Origin of the sequence: Undibacterium sp. (genome assembly GCF_030683615.1) — a bacterium.
In the GTDB taxonomy this organism is placed as follows: domain Bacteria; phylum Pseudomonadota; class Gammaproteobacteria; order Burkholderiales; family Burkholderiaceae_D; genus Undibacterium; species Undibacterium umbellatum.
The window spans coordinates 1-18,812 of the sequence record NZ_JAUXQE010000009.1; the positions used below are offsets into that span (position 1 = coordinate 1).

Consider the following 18,812-nt stretch of genomic DNA (forward strand, 5'->3'; position numbering starts at 1 on the left):
TATCGCCTTCCAGACCAATATCCTGGCCTTGAATGCGGCAGTGGAGGCCGCCAGGGCAGGTGAGCAGGGCCGCGGCTTTGCCGTGGTGGCGGCAGAAGTGCGCAACCTGGCGCAGCGTAGTGCCAGTGCTGCGAAAGAAATTAAATCGCTCATCAGTGATTCAGTAGACAAAGTCGATCAGGGTAGTAAGCTGGTAGATGAGGCTGGCAAGACCATGGATGAAATTGTCACCAGTGTCCAGCATGTGGCCGACATCATGAGCGAGATCACAGCAGCCAGCCAGGAACAAAGTTCAGGTATAGAACAAGTGAATCTGGCGATTACGCAAATGGATGAAATGACGCAACAGAATGCAGCCCTGGTTGAACAGGCAGCGGCTGCGGCAGAAAGCATGGAAGAGCAGGCTGTCGAACTGGCGCGTGCAGTGAGTGTCTTTCAACTGCCAAACCATCTGCAAGCTGCCGAAGGGGCTGGCTCGCAAGCACGTCGCTATACGCCCAGACAATTGGGGAATTAAGGTCAGACCTTGTCTCAATGTCTTGATGGGCGTTGAGACAATCTACAAAACCTTGCCGGGATTCATCAAATTCTGAGGGTCCAGCGCTACCTTGATAGCGCGCATCATGGATAATTCCAGATCAGATTTATACAGTTTGATCTCATCGCGCTTCAACATGCCCAGCCCATGCTCTGCAGAAATCGATCCTTTAAGTTGATGCGCGTGGTCGTGGACTATGCGATTGATGGAAGCTTGTTGCAGGATGAAGTCAGTATCGCTGCAGCCAACAGGTGCCGAGACGTTGTAGTGCAAATTGCCATCCCCCATGTGACCGAAGCAGACAATCTGGCAGCCTGGAAATGCTCTCTTTAATTCTGTATCTGTCACTTGGATGAAGCGGGGGATTTGCGAAACCGGGATGGCGATATCATGCTTGATGTTCTTACCTTCTTTGGCCTGTGCCTCGGAAATGTGCTCACGTAGCTTCCATAAAGACCTGGACTGGCTGATGGATGTCGCGCAGACGGCATCAGTGGCATGACCATCATTCATGGCCTGTTCCAGAACTTGCTCTATAAGTGCAATCGCATGGCTTTCTGATTCATGATCAGACATTTCCAGTAAAGCATAGTAGGGATAGCTGCGACCGAACGGATGCTGGAGTTGCGGGAAATGTTTAAGCACCAGTTGCAGGCTGAAATCAGATATCAGTTCAAACGCTGTCAGGGTAGGACCCAGTGCATATTGACTATGCTTGAGTAAGCCAAGCGCGGCATCTGGATTTTCCAGTGCCGCGAATGCAGTAATTTGCGCGCGTGGCTGCGGGAATAGTTTCAGCACGGCTGCCGTGATGATGCCCAGTGTGCCTTCTGCACCAATAAACAGATCGCGCAAATCATAGCCAGTATTATCCTTGCGCAAACCACGCAAGCCATCCCAGATTTCACCCTGGGCAGTGACGACTTCCAGGCCCAGGCATAACGCCCTGGTATTGCCATAGCGCAGTACAGCAGTGCCGCCAGCATTGGTTGAGAGGTTGCCACCTATGGTGCAGCTGCCTTCTGATGCCAGAGATAGTGGAAACAATCTGTGCTGTTCAATTGCTGCAGCCTGTACTTGCGCCAGCAGGCAACCTGCTTGCACGGTGATGGTGTTGTTGGCTACATCAATAGCCAACACACGATTCATGCGCTTCAGTGAAATGACCACAGCCTGCCCAGACTGATCTGGTACGCTTCCCAATACCAGGCCAGTATTGCCACCCTGGGGCACGCAGGCGACCTGATGCAAGGCGCATAACTGCACCAGACTGGATACCTCAGCGGTGGTTTGTGGTAAAAGTACAGCAAGTGCCTTACCCCGATAGCGCTGGCGCCAATCTATCAAATAGGGGTATTGGTTTGCTTCCTTAGTGATGACAAAATCATTTCCCAAAATGCTGATACAACTAGCAAGAAATTCTGTTTGCATGATGTCGCCCTCGTCTGCCTGTCTCACCGTTCTGTTGCCTCTGCTGCTTTCGCTTTCGCCAGCGCTTTAGCTGATTTTTTCAAAGGGCGTAAGTACAGAACGATGGCGATAAAAAATAGCAAGGACAGAGCAACTTCTGCCCAGGCCAGCGCCATGGACAAGGGTAGGCGGTCACTGTATGCCCTGACTACGCCTTCGGTGAAATACAGCCAGATAAGCATGGACGACCATTGCATGGTGTAGTTGTCGCGTTTTAGTACGCCGCGCAAAGGGATCAATAAAGGCAGGGCCTTGAGTATCATCCATGACCCGCCCTGGCGCAGTGGTGCCAAAAACCATTCCCAGCATATACATAGCAGTAATAAAGCGATCAGGCTGGCGGAAGCGAGCAGGTAATATTTTTTTTCTGTTGTTGCCGTGCTCATGCTGAAGCCTGTAATTTTTTGCTGACTTCAGCCAGACGTTTACCTAGTGCGACTGCCAGTTTGCGACTATCGTCCGAAATAGCTTGCGCACCATCCTGGCCTGCCCAATGGGTAGCGCCATAAGGGCTGCCACCGGTTGTTGTTGTCATCAGTTCGGGGTGGCTGTAGGGCAGGCCCAGCATCAGCATGCCATGGTGCATGAGTGGTAGCATCATACTGAGTAAAGTCGATTCCTGGCCGCCGTGCATACTGCCAGTGGAAGTAAATACACAGGCTGGTTTGCCAGTAAGGGTGCCAGATAGCCAGTCGGCTGCTGTGCCATCCAGAAAATACTTCAGGGCTGCAGCCATATTGCCAAAACGGGTGGGGGAACCCATGGCCAGTCCTGCACATTCTTTGAGGTCAGACAATTCCACATAGGGCGCACCTTCTGACGGGACGTCAGAGGCTGTTGACTCTGTCACTGTGGAAACGGCTGGCACAGTGCGCAAGCGGGCATTGCAACCGGGTACGCTTTCTATACCTTGAGCAATAAATTCTGCCATTTTTCTGGTATTGCCATGCCGTGAGTAAAATAAAACTAAAATCGTGAGTTCTTGTGTAGTCATGCTTGTATTATAGAAGTCTTTTTTCTTGGTCTCTCGTTAAAATCGAGGCATTTATATCTCTAGCTGCAAAAACTATGCGTGGTCTGTCGTGGAAACAAATATTCAATCTCTTCAAATTTGCCCTGCAACGCTTGCAGGAAGGTCGTTTACCACAGGTTGCAGGTAGCCTGACTTTTACCACTGTACTGGCTCTGGTACCGATTCTGACCGTGGCATTTGCCATTTTTACGGCTTTCCCGCTGTTCAATACCTTCCGCACTTCGCTGGAAGCGTATTTTATTCAAAGTTTGATGCCCAAGGGGATTTCCAATACCATTTTGGGTTATCTGACGCAATTTGCTACCAAAGCCACCCGTGTTTCTGCGATTAGTGGGGTAGCCCTGATGGTGACTGCCATTGCTACCATGGCAATGATAGACAAGTCATTCAACCAGATCTGGCAGGTCAAACGCTCACGCCCTGCCTTGCAGAGGCTGCTGGTGTATTGGGCTATCGTCACTTTGGGCCCCTTGCTGGTGGGCGTTTCCATTTCCAGTACTTCTTACTTGTTCACGGCCACCAGCGGTGTGGTGGGGGCTGTGCCGTTTCTGGGGGCGGTATTTTATACCCTGACTTCGATTGCGTTTACAACTGGCGCATTTACCTTGCTGTATCTGGTCGTGCCAAATCGCTCAGTTGAGTGGCGCGATGCTGCCTGGGGTGGCTTGTTCGCCGCGGTGGCATTTGAAATTGCCAAGCGTATATTTGCCAGCTTCGTCATACAGTTTCCTACCTATACCATTGTGTATGGTGCTTTGGCAGCCGTACCGCTATTTCTGGTCTGGATTTATGTTTCCTGGCTGATCATCCTCATTGGTGCAGTGATCGCTGCTGCTTTGCCTATTGTCAAATTTGAGCGCTGGTGGCATGTGCCTACACCGGGCAGTGCCTTCGAAGATGCGGTCAGTATCCTGCAGGTGCTGGTTGACGCGCGCCTGGCTGACACTACCGCAGCGGTCAGTGTCAATACCATCCGTACCGAGACCAGACTGGGTATAGATGAAATTGAAGGCTTGCTGGAACGTATGTCAGAAACCGGTTGGGCGGCAAGGGTGAATGTCAATACTACGGCTTCGCGCAGCCGCTTTTGGTTGCGCAAAAATGAAGCTGGAGCAGAATTGTGGATCATGCTGGTCAATCCTGCAAGTTTGCGCTTGTCGGATATTTATCGTCTGTTCGTCTTTGATGCTACCCGCCAGAGTCAATTATCCAGCCTGGTTGTCCAAAGTATAGAAAATGGTTTGCAACAAAGCCTGCAGACTTATTTTTATCCGTCGGAGCAGGCTTAAATGAAATTCCGTTTGATCAGGGCAAAAGAACTTGATGCGTCTTTGGCTGCGCGCTGGGCAGAGTTGCGCAGTCAAAACCTGATCTACGATAGTCCTTATTATGTGCCTGCATTCACTTCCATCATCGCCAATGCCCGGGAAGATGCCCGTATCCTGGAATGCGAAGATGCTGGCGTTGTCGTTGGTATCTGGCCCTTTCATGCGTTGAGTCGTTTTCGTGCTGTTTCCATAGGCGATTTCCTGGCTGATTATCAGGGGCCGATATGTGAAGCGTCTCTGGATTTGCAAATCAGTGAGGCCTTGAGCGCCATGCATTGTCGCTATTTTTCCTTTAATCATATGCCCAAGGAGTTGGGTAAATTCGGTCAATATGCCTGGGAGCATAGTCAATCGCATATTCTGGATTTGACGGGTGGTTTTGATGCATATGCTCAGCGCCTGACGGACAAGCGTGATGCCTCGTTATTGAAGAAGGTGGCAAGCAATGAGCGCAAACTCAGTAAGAAATATGGTGAGCTGCGTTTTGAGTTGCTAAGTAGCAGTGACGCAGATTTTGCAGCTTTGATAGCTGGGAAGAGCGATCAATTTCAGCGCACAGTTGGGGCTGAACACGATATCTTCAAGCTGGACTGGGTCAGGCAAGTAATGGATGAAATCAGGATGGTCGATACGCCTGATTTTGCAGGTATGTTATCGACACTGCATGCTGGTGACACCCTGATTGCGGCGCATTTCGGTATGCGTTCCAGTAAGGTATTCCATTACTGGTTTCCCTGGTATCACACTGACTATGCAGAGTATTCACCAGGCTTGGTATTGCTGGCGCAATGCGCCAGGTACGCAGCGCAAGCGGGTATAAGTACGATAGATTTGGGCAGGGGAGACCAGGCTTATAAATTGCGATTTGCCACAGGTGCACATCAGCTATGTGAAGGGGCTGTCAGTTCTCCTGCTGTCTTGCGCAGAGTGCCTGCGGGCCTCTATCATGGTAAACAAAAATTGAAAGCATCCAACCTGGGGCAATACTTGCTTAAATTGCGCAAGTCGCACCAAGGGATAAAATAAGTTTTGCTCAATAGGCGTTTTTATCGCCCAGCACAACCTTGACTGTGCGCCAGATAATGACGATGTCCAGCCAGACAGACCAGTGCTGGATATAGTAAAGATCATATTCAACGCGCTCTTCCATTTTTTCCAAAGTCTCGGTTTCACCGCGCAAACCATTGACTTGTGCCCAACCAGTGATGCCAGGTTTGATCTTGTGACGGAACATATAGCCACTCACCAGTTTGCGGTATAGCTCATTATGTTCAACCGCATGAGGACGAGGGCCAACCAGGCTCATTTCACCCTTGAGTACATTGAATAACTGCGGCAATTCATCAAGGGAAGAACGACGCAGGAAACGGCCAAACTTGGTGACGCGCGGATCGCCAACGGTGGCTTGTATCACACGCTCATTCGGGTTACTTTGACGCATGCTGCGAAATTTGTAGACATTGATGGGGCGGCCAGCTATCCCATACCTGACTTGTTTAAAAAGCACAGCACCTGGTGAACTCAGTTTGACGCCAATTGCTATCAGCAACAAAATTGGCGATAAAAAAATCAAGCCGAAGAACGAGCCGAACAAATCCAGTAGGCGTTTGGGTAAAGCTGCCAGGCCTATGAATGGGGTTTCTGTCGATGCCAGTACTGGTCGGCCAGCCAATTCACGCAGTTGTATGCCAGGCATGCCAAAAATCAGCGATTCAGGGACAAAGTAAGTGGATGCCGTGCTGTCCTCCAAAATGGCGATGATTTCTGCCAGTTCGGGCGGCTCTTTGGTGTTTAAGCCGATGAAGACCACGTCTACATTGACGCGCCCGGTATCGGCATCAACGATCCAGTCCGCCGCGTCACTCAAGTCTCCCAGTCTCTCCAGATTGCTGGGTGGGCGTGATTCATTCCTGTTGTCAAAAAAACCCACAAAATCAATCGCAGCCAGTGGCGTATTGCGGAGTGACTCTACCAGGTCGGCACAGGCAGAATTCGACCAGATCAGTACGGCCTTGCGTCTTCTAGTCGGATTGGAGTAATACAGCAACGCCAGCTTGCGCATGATCAGTGCGGTCAGCATGAGTGTAAAAGGCGTGCTGAATAGCCAGACCAGCATGACGGCACGTGACAGACGTTCGGTCGACTTGTCGACATAAGCGCTCAGTAATACCACCATGAAAACCACAAACCAGCGTGCCGTAATGCTGGGGAAAGCTGCAAAAATATGCTTTTCTTGCAGCGTCCCAAGTAGTTGTTGGCTGGAGAAAAGGATCATGCTGGTCAGGCAGGCGATCAGCATGCGCACACCAAATATCTCCGGGTCAGCATAGTCGGAATACAGAATGATTCCCAGAAGCGTCATGTAAGTCGTTGCGCCAAATGCAATGCCCGTCAGCGCAGCCAGAAGCTGTGCTGATTGTGAAGTGTTGGAGACGCGTGATGAGGCATTGAACATGGTCGTGGGGCTTTTCGCTTATATTTTTGTGCTATTGCTGAATTCAGTTTTTTTGCCCGGAAAAGAGTTTCTTGATCTGTCCTAACTGCCAGCGATGCAAGTGTTGGCGAAATTCCATATTGTCATATCTTGGGGCGCGTTTAATCGCTGCACCCAGGTAACCTGCAATGATGAGCAAGCCACCTATGACAAAAGGCTTTTCTCGCATACGAAAAACACCTGATGCCAGCGCATACAATGGGTGGTAGCCCATGAACCAGATGCCGCGTCCCCAGCGCAGGCGTCCGCGATACACATTTTTGTCGGACGAGCCCATCAAGCGATGATGCATGAGTATGGCGTCAGGATGTAAAAAACTCCTGGTCGTCCAGCCCTTCATGCGGGCTGTATGAACATCAATACCATCCCACAAGACTTCTTCGACAAAACCACCGATTTCTTCAAATGCTGTCCTGCGATACAGTTTGAACTGACCGGCGACATGTTCATCGATGATGATTTCTTCTATCTTTTGACCTTCTTCCTCACGAAAGACCTTGCCAGACACGGCTGCCAGCTTGGGTTCAAGGGCAAATTGTTCGAACATGCACTCCAGGTATCTGGGGCCAAAAGACATATCGCCATCCAGTTTGGCGATATATTCATAATCCTGATGCGCAATTTGCGTGATACCAAATTTAAATGCTGCCACTACACCGCCACCGACTTTGCGAAAACCACGGTCCGGGCGTTGCACCAGTCTGATAAAGGGATATTTGTCTGCATATTCGCGCACAATATCCGCCGTCCCATCCTGCGAGCCATCATCAACAATGATCCATTCGACCGGCTTGACGGTTTGTGCAACCATGGAATCAAGGGTTAGTTTGATTAAGTCGGCTTCGTCACGCACCGGCGCAATGATAACCAAAGGCACCACTGTTGCGGGAGCTGCTGATGGCTGTGCGGGCTGTGTGCTCAGGCTGGACATATTTTATCTTTCTTACTTGTAGTTGAATGTTAACTGAGCTTTGAGTTGCCCACAATTCAATAAAGGTTAATTTTTGTTATTAAATGGCAATAGTATTGTTGCTGGTATGGCACTGTTGCCGGTTTTGTTGTCCTGACAAAAATTTGCATCTATTCTTACTATTGCAATATAAAATGAAGTTCTTTCCATGAAATGTCTGAAGTCAGATGACAATTTGGTCCAAATTTTCTGCTCATCTTGAAATTGCCACCTGCAAACTGCTCTGTGCAGTGGCGGTGTTCGCTTTGGCCGGTCAGTTGCACGCACAAGAAGTCACGACTATCCCTGTCAATGGCATGAAACTGGAGAGCCAACTTTTACAGTTGCCTCAGACACCAGTAACGCAACCATCAGAAAAAACATCAATTCCAGCAAAGATAACTGATGATACTGTTAGCGAAGCGGCTTCCGATGTGATTGGTGAAGGCGATCAATTGCTGGTTACTGTCTTTGGCCAACCCGACCTTACTGCTGACGTCACCATAGGTGAAAGTGGTGTCATTACCTTGCCTCTGGTTGGTACTGTAGAAGTCAAGGGTAAAACTGCGACAGAAATTGCGTCTATCTTTGCAAAAAAACTGGAACAAGGGCAGTACATTAAAACCCCAAGGGTTTCCATCAAGGTCATACAGCAGCTTAGCAGGACTTTCTCTGTACTGGGGGAGGTATTGCGGCCAGGTCGTTATCCTCTGTTGGGGCAAATCAGTATTCTGGAAGCCCTGAGTCTGGCTGGTGGTGTTTCGCAAAAGGCCGAGAAAAGCTTGCGTATCTTGCGTCGCGAAGCCGGCAAGCCCGCTTCTGAGTTGCAGGAATACGCATCCATCAAGCTAGAGCTTGATGCCAGTAAATTGCCACCAGAACTGGCGCAAAAAATACAGCCGAATGATGTCTTGTTCGTGCCACAGCAGAAGAATTTTTATGTCTATGGAGAAGTGCGCCGTCCGGGCATCTACCCCATGGAGGAAGATTTGAATGTCATGCGGGCGCTATCCATAGGCGGTGGTATTACGGATAGGGGATCAGCAAGACGCATCATCATCCACCGCAAAACAGATGGTGGTGAATTGCGCGAAATCTCCGCAGGTATTGCCGACAGAGTCATGCCGGGTGATGTGGTGTTTGTCAAGGAAAGAATATTCTGACGCGTATGATAAAAACCTCTACGAGTGAATTGGTATTATCCTTTGCGCAAATTGGCGCAATGTTGCGCGCACGTCAGGTCTTGATTGCCGTGGTGATGATTGTTGCTGTTGTTGGGGCGGCGGTGACCAGTTTGATTTTGCCCAAAACTTATGTTGCGGTTGCTGATATTTTTATTGACTACCGCGTCAATGACCCTATTGGTGGCAGGCAGTTTCACCCCATGCAGGACGAAAGTTATCTGCAAACGCAATTTGATGTTATCAAGAGTGTACAAGTGGCTGAGCGTGTTATACAGGCGCTGGGCTTGCAGACAGCTCCTGAGGCCAAGCGCTTTGTGCAAAGATATGGCGAACAACGTGGTTTGCGGGCCCTGGCAGAAGCTATCGTCAGGAATACGGATGTAGCCCCACACAAGAATAGCCGTGTCATAGAAATTCAATATTCATCAGGTGACCCCAAGCATGCCAAGGATATGGCGAATGCCATAGTCAAAGCTTATATAGACTTGTCACTGGAGATGATGAATGCGCCTGCCAGGGCGCGCCGTGATCAATACAATGCGCAACTCGAATCCATGAGCAGGCAGATAGATGAATTGCAGAAAAAACTGACCGCCTATCAACAAGAGCACAAGATCGTCGATGTCGATGAAAGAGCGGACCTTGAGTCCAAGCAGATGAATGCGTTGAGTGTGCGTCTGATCGACATACAATTGCAAAGGGTTGAGGCGCAAGCCAAACGGCAGTCGCTGGAGAAATTGGTCAGGGAAGGAAGCCCCGAGTCAGATATCCCTGAAATTGCTGGCATAGGCCATATCTCGGGCTTGAAAGCTGCACTGATCTCACTGGATACGCAATTGGCGAATGCCAAAATCACTTTGGGTGCCCGTCATCCCAAATACATGGCAATCAATGATGAGCGCCAGGCCTTGATGGATAAGTTAAAGAGGGAGTCTGCCACCGCATTTGACATGCTGGGGGCGGCAGAGGCGCGTTTGATTCAGCAGGAAAAAGTCATAGAGTCAGAAATAGCCAGTTATCAAAAAAAGACCTTTGAAAATAAAATTCACAGGGACGTGATCAGTTCTTATCAGCGCCAGCTTGACAGCGTGCAAAAGATCTACAATGCCGCGATTCAAAAATTTGATGAATTGCTGATGACCAGTAATGTGGCAATCTCGAACGCTTCAGTCATGCAATGGGCTGAATTACCTGAGAAGCATGCTAAACCTTTGCTTCGCAATAATCTGGTGTTTGGCTTGCTGGCAGGATTGGTTTTTGGATTTGGTCTGGCTTTCTTGCTGGAGTTGATGAACCGGCGAGTGCGTTGTCTGGAAGATCTGGAACGTGAATTTGATGAACCCGTGATGGCAAAAATTGGATTTGATGAAAAACTGATAGGCAATGGACAAGGTGGTTTGCATGCAAGCAACTGAGCCCCTGAATCAAGCCGTTTCAAGAATTGGGCGACTCGGAGAGTTGTTCCTGCAAAAAGGTTTGCTCACACCAGAGCAAATCGATCAAGTTGCACAACTGCAAAAAGAAAAAAAACTCAGGTTTGGTGATGCAGCCCTGGCACTTGGTTATCTGAGCCAGACGCAGCTTGACCAGGCACTGGGCGAGCAATTCGGTTACTCAACCAAGGACTTGATGAACGGCAGCGCCGACAAGTCCCTGAAGTTTTTTTATTTTCCCTTCAGTAAAGAGGCTGAAGAAATTCGTCGCCTTCGCAGTGAACTGCTTTTGAAGTTCAGTGGTCAAGAAAAGATCAAGGTCACCCTGGTCAGCCCTGCGCGTCGCGATGGCAAGTCTTATATGGCGGCCAGTCTGGCGATCGCCTTGTCACAAGTAGGTAAGCGCACTTTGCTGGTCGATGCTGATTTGCGCAGTGGCAATCTGCATGAGTATTTTTCTCTCGGCAAGCCGGATGGTCTCTCGTCGGTGCTGGCAGGGCGCATCAAGGCAACTGATGCCCTGATACAGTTGATGCCGAATCTGTATTTCTTGCCTGCCGGACCACAGCCGCCAAATCCGCTGGAGATTTTACGCGCCCCTCGCATGCGTGAATTGCTGGAATCATGTTCCGAGCAGTTTGATGCGTTTGTCGTGGATACGCATACGGCGACTCTCGCATCCGATGCGCAAATGGTTGCCCATCAGACCGGTAGTGTCTTGCTGGTAGCCAGACAAGACCACACCTATGTCGATGAATTGCGTCAGGCAAAAGCAGATATGCAGGCTGCCGGTGTCGAAGTGTTGGGGACGATTTTCAATCAATATGAGTCTGCAGATGCAGCACACTTTGCCCCCTTTACCTGGGCATTGCGCTTGTTATCCAGATTGTTCCGTCGAAAAAACTGAGTTCGTATGACTGAACTCAGCATCTGTATTTGCACTTATAAGAGACCTGATTTATTGCGACGCTTGTTGCAAGCCATTTTGACGCAGACTTTGCGTGATGTAGCGATGGAAGTTGTGGTGGTGGACAACGATAGTCTGAAGTCGGCTTCTGCTGTGCTGAATGAAATGGTGGATAGCTTCGATGGTGCTCTAAAGGTATTGGCGCTGGCAAATTCAAATATTTCACTTGCAAGGAATGCTGCGATAGCTGCTGCCAGCGGTAACTGGATAGTCATGATCGATGATGATGAAGTTCCGGTGTCTGACTGGTTGGAGCAACTTCTGAATGTCCAAAAAACTGAGCAAGCCGATGTCGTGTTTGCGCCAGTCTTGCCTGAGTATTCTGAAGCCACGCCATTGTGGATACGAGAAGGTGGTTATTTTGACCGTCGCCGCATGCCCACCGGAACAAAAATTGACCACAGGGATGCCCGCAGCGGCAATGTCCTGATTCGTCGCTCAACACTGCAAGCTATCGCCGCATCGCAAAAAGATGGCATAGGCCCTTTTGATCCTGCTTATGGCACAACGGGTGGTGAAGATACCATGCTATTTCGCCGCCTGGATAAATTGGGAGCTGTCATGGTCTGGTGTGACGAAGCGCCAGCGCATGAATTTATTCCCGCTGAACGAGCCACGGCAAAATGGTTGTTGCAAAGGTCTTATCGTACCGGACAATTATTTATTCGCACTGAACTGGCGATGCAAATAGGTACAAGTAAAACCGCTGCCGCGCTGATGCTCAGTGCGCGTGCCTTTCTGCAATTTTTTCTCGCACTGCTGTTCGCATTGCTGCTATTGCCATTCAAGTCCTTGCGTAGCTTTACCTGGCTCAGAGTGGCCGCATCACAGTTGGGCAAGCTCAGCTATTTCTGGGGTGGCGTCGCGCATGCTTATGGCAACCTTGAAAAACAAAAAAAATCATAGCATTTTTCAATGCAAGCTTTTCCTCATTTGTGTAAGTAAGGTTTCAGTGCAGTGTTTTTTGCTGCGTTTTAATACCAGCCTGCGCTTGTAGTTTTAGTCTCCTGGTGGTGGAGGTAACCGCGACCATACTGAACATGAAGAAGACATTTTGAAAAACGAAACCACGGAATAAACTGCTTTCAGTGAAGTTCGTGGTGACGACGATGATCAGGATAGTGGTCCAGAATGCTGCTTGCTGGCGGTCAAGACGGGAGAGAACAACCAGTAGTCTCACCTGTGTTGCCAGTGTGAGTATCAGTAGTAATAAACCTATCAAGCCTTGTTCATTGAGTACGTCCAGATAGCCATTGTGTGACTGCAATGGTATCCAGTGCAGGGCATCAATGACAAATTGCGATAAGCTGTCTGGCCCAAGCCAGAATGCGCCATAGCCCAGCCCAATAAGATAGTGCTTGTTGATTTCCAGCCAGACCAGCTCCCAGATATCCGTCCTGCCAGTCAAATCCGTCCCCTTGCCAAACAAGCCGGCGATGGGGGATGCGGCTTCCTGCCAGGTTGGTAGGCGAGACTCCTGCATGAAGAATATGTAAATAATGACGACAAGCACGCAAAACAAAGCCAGCGCGGTCCTTGTCAGTGCATAGGACGACGACAAATAACGTTTGCGCAATAGATGAAATACGCCTGTTGCCATCAATGAAATAATCATACTGGTCGAACTTTTACTCATGACCAGCATAAAAAAGGAAAAAAGCAAGCCCAACATCAAGGGTTTGATACCCACGTTTTCGGTGCACGCCTTGACCTGCCATAAAAGTATGCTGAGTGCTGCGATCTGGCCCAATTCATTCTTTTGAGACAAGGCACCGCGCCATGCACCACCAAGCTCATAATCTACACCTATGCTGGGAATAGCAATCGCAATGAAAAAAGATAGCACCAACATGCACATCAAGGTGTACAAAATATGACTGACCATCATTTGTAGCGGCCGCGCGGCGAGTTGTATGCTCAAGCCTATCATGATCAGGCCATACAGTTGGATGGCGCGTTTGATGGTCGTAGCTGGCAAGGGCGACCAGATGCATGAGGCCAGGCACCAGATCAATACCAGCATGAGAAAGGGGTTCATGGCTCGTAAATCTAGCAAAGCCTCCGCCAGATGGCGGTAGAGTACGAAGGTGGCCAGCAAGAACAGGCTGCCCCACTGCAATTTGGTGGTCATTGACCCTTCCATTGTCAGCGCGGATGAGCCGCTATAGTCCCAGGAAATACCATAGGGCATCAAAGAAAAAACCACGAACAGAATGATCATCAGCCTGACGATTCTGGTTTCTAGCAGGCTCAGGCTGGTATTGCCGGGCAGTACGGGCAAATTTTGCATTTCTCAATACTAATGTCATGTGTTTGTGCGATATTCTAATGGCTACCTTGTCTGTTGCGACTCAAACTATGAAGTATTTTCAATTGCAGGTCATTTTGGTTTTCCGCTTGACGTTGCTGGGTCTCGTTAGTCTCTGTCCGTCTTTCGCGGCTGCTGGTGATATTGCCTGGTATCGTTTTGAAGTCAATGAAGATGCCTTGTCGCCAGTTGTGAGTTTTGCCGGTTTGAACCATGCTTTGGATGCTCGTGACAGGATATTCGTCAAAGAGGGGCATTTCTTCAAGGTAGGGGCGGATGGCCGACCTGGTACAAAGGACGATGCCCGCGTACGCTTCTTTGGCATCAGTTTTGCCAGCGCGGCCAATTTCCCTGAAGAGAAGGATGCGCAAAAAATTGCCCGTCGTTTGCGCAAGCTGGGATTCAATGCGGTGCGCCTGCATCATCTGGATAGTATCCTCAGCGATAGCCAGGATCAGCCCCGTGGTATTTTAACGACAGCAGCGTATCCTAGCTTCAACGAAACAGCTATGCGCCGTTTACGCGTATTTATTGATGCACTCAAGGCTGAGGGCGTGTACATCAATCTGAATTTGCATGTGGGTTATCAATTTCGCCCCGCTGTAGATCAGGTCACGCCTATGATGCCGGGTGAGAGGATGCCTTTCGCCAGCCATCCACTGCATTTATTTGAGCCGCGCATGATCAGCCTGCAAGCAGAATATGTGCAGCAACTAATGCGCAGGCTTGATCTCAGGGATGAGCCGGCACTGGCTATGGTGGAAATCAATAATGAATCTTCATTGTTGGGTGCATGGCAGCGCGGGCAGCTCGATGATTTGACTGGCGAATATGAAAGAGCCTTGCAACAGCTATGGCAAAAATGGATGTTGCGCCAACATGGTCACGCTGATAATGCCTGCAAGCTTTGGGATAGTTGTTCGTTGACGCGCAAGGGTGTTGTCAATGTCAAGTCATCAGAATCCGTCATACTTGAATATGGTGAGGGCTGGGTCGCCGGTATGCAGCGTTTTTCGCGGCGGGCTATTAATAAACTGGGGTGGGAGACTCCAGCCTCCTTACGGCAGCACTACCGTCCGCATCAACAGGGTAACGGGCGCAGGGTGCTGGATTACGTGCGTTTCTTATCTGATCTTGATCAGCAGTACTTAAATATCATCCGTAAGACCATCAGACAGGAAGCCGGTAATCTGGTGCCAGTGACGGGTACGCAGATGTACTACGGTGGTGTTGCACTTGCCGATGCGCAACAACACATGGATTATGTCGATGAGCATTTCTATGTTGATCACTATGATTTTCCGCATAAGGAATGGGATAGGAATGACTGGCGCATCCGCGATAGTTCGGTCTTGCGCGAAGGGTGGCAATCCTTGTTGCAGCGGGCTTTTGTGCGTGACGCGCGCAAGCCCTTCGTTGTCAGTGAATTCAATCAGGCTTTTCCGAATCGCCAGTCAGCAGAAATTTTGCCTGTCATGAGTGCGGTTGCCAGTGCACAGGATTGGGATGGCCTGTTTCTATATCACTATATTGATGGTGATCGCTGGCTTTCTGTTCCTGATAGTTTCGGTTTGAGTGGGCATAGCGGTCAATTGGTGCTCGCTGGCATGGCCGCGAGCATGTTCAGGCAATTTCAGGTGCGCCCCTTGCCGACCCAGATGAATATTAGCCTTACGCCTGAAGAGCGCACCATGCTGGGTGCTTTGCGCGACGGTGTCAGTGGTGGTGGTTTGCCTGCCTATTTGCAAGTGCAATATGGGCTCAATTACAAACATGCTTTTTATGCACGTGTAGCCATGTTGCATGGGATGCAGGCCAAATCACCTTGGCAAGCACATCATGCAGGTAAGCCCTGGCGTGAAGAAGACATGAGTTGGGCCGCACCTGGCGGGCAATTGCGCTATAGCGAATCGGGTCCATGGCTGGCGGCTGAAACTAGTTACACCCGCATGTTTGCTGGTCGCAGAGGAGCGAATGGTGCCGTTTTGGATGTAGAGAAATTTTTGCCATCATTTGCAGAAAAGGGGCGGCAATTCGGCGTCATGATGCTGAGCAGTCGAGATGCCTTGCCGTTAAACGAGAGTCGTCATCTGCTACTTGTATTAAGTGCTGCAACGACGACAACTCAGTCAGGTGTGCAAGCCGAAAGACCAAAGCAATTAATTAATTACGATGGACAGGCTGCATGGTGGACGCTGGAGCGTGATGTGGCAAACGCAAGTAAACCCTCAGGCTCACTGGATGGCGTAGCTCCGGCTTGGATGGAGCGTGTGCCCGTCGCATTATTCCATGCCAGCAAAAGCAAAAAAATCACGGTTTTTCCTTTGGATGGCAGTGGCATGCGCATGAAGGCTTTGCCGGCTAGTTCGGTAAAGAAAAAATCAGATGGATTTGAGCTGGTTTTTGACTTTCCATCACCTTGGTATGAAATAGTGCTGGAATAAGTCGGCAAACTTGAATAGAGCGTTGGACGATGGTGCAGAAATCAGTGATTTGCATAAGAAATTTGCAGTTCCTTGTGGTGATGTGAAACTTAATTTTCTTTGTGCAAAAAGTTGAATCGCCAAATTTTATAATGTGAAATCGATTTTTCATATTGTGAAAGATACCTGTCTCACTGCACAAATTATTTTTCTCATTCTAAGAAATATAATTTCACATCGCAAAAAATAGATTTTAAGTATTTGAATTTAAAAGAATTAATATTTGTCATATGTCTTATATAAGACCTTGTTGCTGCGCAAAAAATACTCTATTATTTCTCTCAACGGATTCACTTTTTCATTTGATTTGCCCACAGGAGAGAAACATGACAACTCGCGCACAACAAGTAGCTGAATTGCAAAAAGACTGGGATACCAATCCACGCTGGATCGGTATCAAGCGTAATTACACGGCAGAAGAAGTCGTTCGCCTGCGTGGTTCCATGAAGGTTGAGCACACTATCGCCAAAAACGGCGCGATCAAGTTGTGGGATCTGGTCAATAACGAGCCGTTCATCAACGCTCTGGGCGCATTGACTGGTAACCAGGCCATGCAACAGGTTAAAGCTGGCTTGAAAGCCATCTACCTTTCTGGCTGGCAAGTTGCAGGCGACGCCAACGTTGCCGGTGAAATGTATCCTGATCAATCCCTGTATCCGGCCAATTCCGTCCCACTGGTTGTCAAACGCATCAACAACACATTGACACGTGCTGACCAGATTCAATGGTCTGAAGGCAAGGACGACATCGACTTTTTCGCCCCTATCGTGGCTGATGCTGAAGCCGGTTTCGGTGGCGTATTGAATGCTTTTGAATTGATGAAGGCCATGATCGAAGCGGGCGCATCAGGCGTTCACTTTGAAGATCAACTTGCTTCTGTGAAAAAATGCGGCCACATGGGTGGCAAGGTTCTGGTTCCTACCCGTGAAGCGATTGAAAAACTGAATGCAGCACGTCTGGCTGCCGACATCATGGGTACATCCACTGTGATTTTGGCCCGTACTGATGCTGAAGCGGCTGATTTGCTGACATCTGATGTCGACCCCAACGACCAGCCTTTCTGCACAGGTGAGCGCACAGTTGAAGGTTTCTACAAAACCAAACCAGGTCTGGAGCAAGCGATTTCCCGTGGCCTGGCTTATGCAGAATATGCTGACTTGATCTGGTGTGAAACTGGTAAGCCTGACCTGGAATTTGCTAAAGCATTTGCTGATGCTATCCATGCCAAGTTCCCAGGCAAATTGCTGTCCTATAACTGCTCTCCATCTTTCAACTGGAAGAAAAACCTGGACGATGCAACGATCGCCAAATTCCAGAAAGAACTGGGCGCTATGGGCTACAAATTCCAGTTCATCACACTGGCAGGTTTCCATGCATTGAACTACGGCATGTTCAACCTGGCACATGGCTACGCACGTCGCCAGATGTCTGCCTTTGTTGAATTGCAGGAAGCTGAATTCGCAGCAGCAGAAAAAGGCTTTACAGCCGTTAAGCATCAACGTGAAGTTGGTACTGGTTACTTTGATGCAGTTACTCAAACTATCCAACAAGGCAAGTCTTCCACGACAGCTTTGCATGGTTCTACTGAAGATGAGCAATTCTTCGATGCAAAGAAGGTAGCCTGAGAAGTAGCGTAAGTATTTAAAGTAATCTCCCAAGAAAAAACCGCACAAATTGTTATTTGTGCGGTTTTTTTCATTGACTTTCACCGCGGACTTTTTTGAATGCCCACGGGACTTTTAGTGCATTTGCTTTTGTATTTTTCTCTCGCGCAGCAATAGCCCGACAAACCGCCAGGCTTGTGTCGTGTAGCGTTGCCACAAACGGCGCGGTTCGCTGGCAAGGCGCCAGAACCATTCCATGCCTATCTTTTGCATCCATAAGGGCGCACGTTTTTTCTGGCCCAATGCAAATTCCATGGCTGCACCTACACATAGTATCAATGGAACATTATCGGTAGTGAATTGCGCGCGATAGCGAAATGCCAGTCTTTCTTGCTTGGGCATGCCCAGGCAAATGAAAAGGATGTTTGGCTTTGTAGCCTGTATGTGCTGTATTGCGAGATCGCTTTCGGTTCCATCGGCGTTGAACTGCATGGACGGGCAAAAAATATCTACCTTGAGTCCAGGATAAGTACTGGCAAACGATTCCAGTAACAGGCTTTCTTGCCCGGGCATGCCGCCTAAAACAAAAATCGACAAATCTTTTTCTATGCAACCCCTGCATAGCGACACAAACAGGTCCGCACCAGTCACACGTTCTGGCAAGGGTAGAGCGCACATCTTGCTAGCCCAGATGATGGGCATGCCATCGGCAAAAATATAATCTGAAGTGGCATACTGGGTCTTGAACTCAGGCTCATATTCCAGCTTGGTCATATGATCCACATTCGGCGTCACTACCACACGGCTGGCATGATCACGGTTGCTGGCAACTTCCAGCAAATGCTGATTGGCTTCTGCAAAACGCATATTGCAGATGCCTAATCCAAATAGCCGGGTGATGGGCGGTTTTGTCGCAGGTGAATTCATGGTGTGTATAACTGAAATGGTAATTGATTATCGCATAGGACATACTTGTAATTGCTTAAGGAATAGAGGGTGAGGCGGATTAAACAGGTAAAAT

Annotated in this window: 16 protein-coding genes; 9 read left to right on the forward strand and 7 right to left on the reverse strand. The window is 49.1% G+C overall.

The window, feature by feature from the left end:
• Nucleotides 1-517 (forward strand): methyl-accepting chemotaxis protein (locus tag Q8K39_RS05475; protein ID WP_305258624.1); only part of this gene is annotated, 517 nt, incomplete at its 5' end.
• Between the two features lie 42 nt (nt 518-559).
• Here Q8K39_RS05475 and Q8K39_RS05480 read toward each other — a convergent pair.
• Genes Q8K39_RS05480 through wrbA form a run of 3 tightly spaced genes read right to left on the reverse strand, consistent with a single transcriptional unit; the run spans nt 560 to nt 3,002 of the window.
• The gene (locus Q8K39_RS05480) at nt 560-1,969 is read right to left on the reverse strand and encodes an FAD-binding oxidoreductase (RefSeq protein WP_305258625.1); all 1,410 of its coding nucleotides are present in this window, start codon (nt 1,967-1,969) and stop codon (nt 560-562) included.
• Between the two features lie 23 nt (nt 1,970-1,992).
• Nucleotides 1,993-2,394, reverse strand: a complete 402-nt coding sequence (locus Q8K39_RS05485) for a DUF2069 domain-containing protein (protein ID WP_305258626.1) — start codon at nt 2,392-2,394, stop codon at nt 1,993-1,995.
• Complete coding sequence (wrbA, locus tag Q8K39_RS05490; protein WP_186951711.1) at nt 2,391-3,002, reverse strand: NAD(P)H:quinone oxidoreductase; 612 nt, start codon at nt 3,000-3,002, stop codon at nt 2,391-2,393. The genes Q8K39_RS05485 and wrbA overlap by 4 nt, the downstream gene beginning before the upstream one ends.
• 74 nt (nt 3,003-3,076) lie before the next feature.
• Between wrbA and Q8K39_RS05495 the strand changes: the two genes are divergently transcribed.
• Nucleotides 3,077-4,330: a YihY family inner membrane protein gene (locus Q8K39_RS05495; protein WP_305258627.1), complete on the forward strand. Its 1,254-nt coding sequence runs from the start codon at nt 3,077-3,079 to the stop codon at nt 4,328-4,330.
• A complete protein-coding gene (locus Q8K39_RS05500) occupies nt 4,331-5,395 on the forward strand; it encodes a GNAT family N-acetyltransferase (protein ID WP_305258628.1) in 1,065 nt (354 codons plus the stop codon). It abuts the gene before it with no gap.
• A gap of 7 nt (nt 5,396-5,402) precedes the next feature.
• Here Q8K39_RS05500 and Q8K39_RS05505 read toward each other — a convergent pair whose 3' ends face one another.
• A complete protein-coding gene (locus tag Q8K39_RS05505) occupies nt 5,403-6,824 on the reverse strand; it encodes an undecaprenyl-phosphate glucose phosphotransferase (RefSeq protein WP_186951708.1) in 1,422 nt (473 codons plus the stop codon).
• Between the two features lie 43 nt (nt 6,825-6,867).
• On the reverse strand, nt 6,868-7,794 hold the full coding sequence (locus Q8K39_RS05510; protein ID WP_305258629.1) for a glycosyltransferase family 2 protein: 927 nt from the start codon (nt 7,792-7,794) through the stop codon (nt 6,868-6,870).
• A gap of 206 nt (nt 7,795-8,000) precedes the next feature.
• On the opposite strand from Q8K39_RS05510, the gene Q8K39_RS05515 reads away from it, so the two are divergent.
• From Q8K39_RS05515 to Q8K39_RS05530, 4 genes are read left to right on the forward strand one after another with little or no spacing between them, the layout of a single operon-like run.
• Entirely contained in the window at nt 8,001-8,975 is a 975-nt protein-coding gene (locus Q8K39_RS05515; RefSeq protein ID WP_305258630.1) for an SLBB domain-containing protein, read from the forward strand.
• 5 nt (nt 8,976-8,980) lie between these two features.
• The gene (locus Q8K39_RS05520) at nt 8,981-10,411 is read left to right on the forward strand and encodes a Wzz/FepE/Etk N-terminal domain-containing protein (RefSeq protein WP_305258631.1); all 1,431 of its coding nucleotides are present in this window, start codon (nt 8,981-8,983) and stop codon (nt 10,409-10,411) included.
• On the forward strand, nt 10,398-11,336 hold the full coding sequence (locus tag Q8K39_RS05525; protein WP_305258632.1) for a polysaccharide biosynthesis tyrosine autokinase: 939 nt from the start codon (nt 10,398-10,400) through the stop codon (nt 11,334-11,336). The genes Q8K39_RS05520 and Q8K39_RS05525 overlap by 14 nt, the downstream gene beginning before the upstream one ends.
• Nucleotides 11,337-11,342: 6 nt before the next feature.
• Nucleotides 11,343-12,302, forward strand: coding sequence for a glycosyltransferase family 2 protein (locus Q8K39_RS05530; protein WP_305258633.1), 960 nt, complete (start codon nt 11,343-11,345; stop codon nt 12,300-12,302).
• Nucleotides 12,303-12,345: 43 nt separating this feature from the next.
• Here Q8K39_RS05530 and Q8K39_RS05535 read toward each other — a convergent pair whose 3' ends face one another.
• A complete protein-coding gene (locus Q8K39_RS05535; RefSeq protein WP_305258634.1) occupies nt 12,346-13,686 on the reverse strand; it encodes an O-antigen ligase in 1,341 nt (446 codons plus the stop codon).
• A 68-nt stretch (nt 13,687-13,754) separates the two neighbouring features.
• Here Q8K39_RS05535 and Q8K39_RS05540 point away from each other — a divergent pair, with 68 nt between their 5' ends.
• Both Q8K39_RS05540 and aceA read left to right on the forward strand, forming a co-directional pair.
• Complete coding sequence (locus Q8K39_RS05540; RefSeq protein ID WP_305258635.1) at nt 13,755-16,148, forward strand: cellulase family glycosylhydrolase; 2,394 nt, start codon at nt 13,755-13,757, stop codon at nt 16,146-16,148.
• 365 nt (nt 16,149-16,513) lie between these two features.
• Nucleotides 16,514-17,812, forward strand: a complete 1,299-nt coding sequence (gene aceA, locus Q8K39_RS05545) for an isocitrate lyase (protein WP_186951700.1) — start codon at nt 16,514-16,516, stop codon at nt 17,810-17,812.
• 114 nt (nt 17,813-17,926) lie between these two features.
• Here aceA and Q8K39_RS05550 read toward each other — a convergent pair whose 3' ends face one another.
• Nucleotides 17,927-18,658 (reverse strand): WecB/TagA/CpsF family glycosyltransferase, encoded by a 732-nt coding sequence (locus Q8K39_RS05550; protein ID WP_305258636.1) that lies wholly within the window; start codon nt 18,656-18,658, stop codon nt 17,927-17,929.
• Nucleotides 18,659-18,812 lie beyond the last annotated feature (154 nt).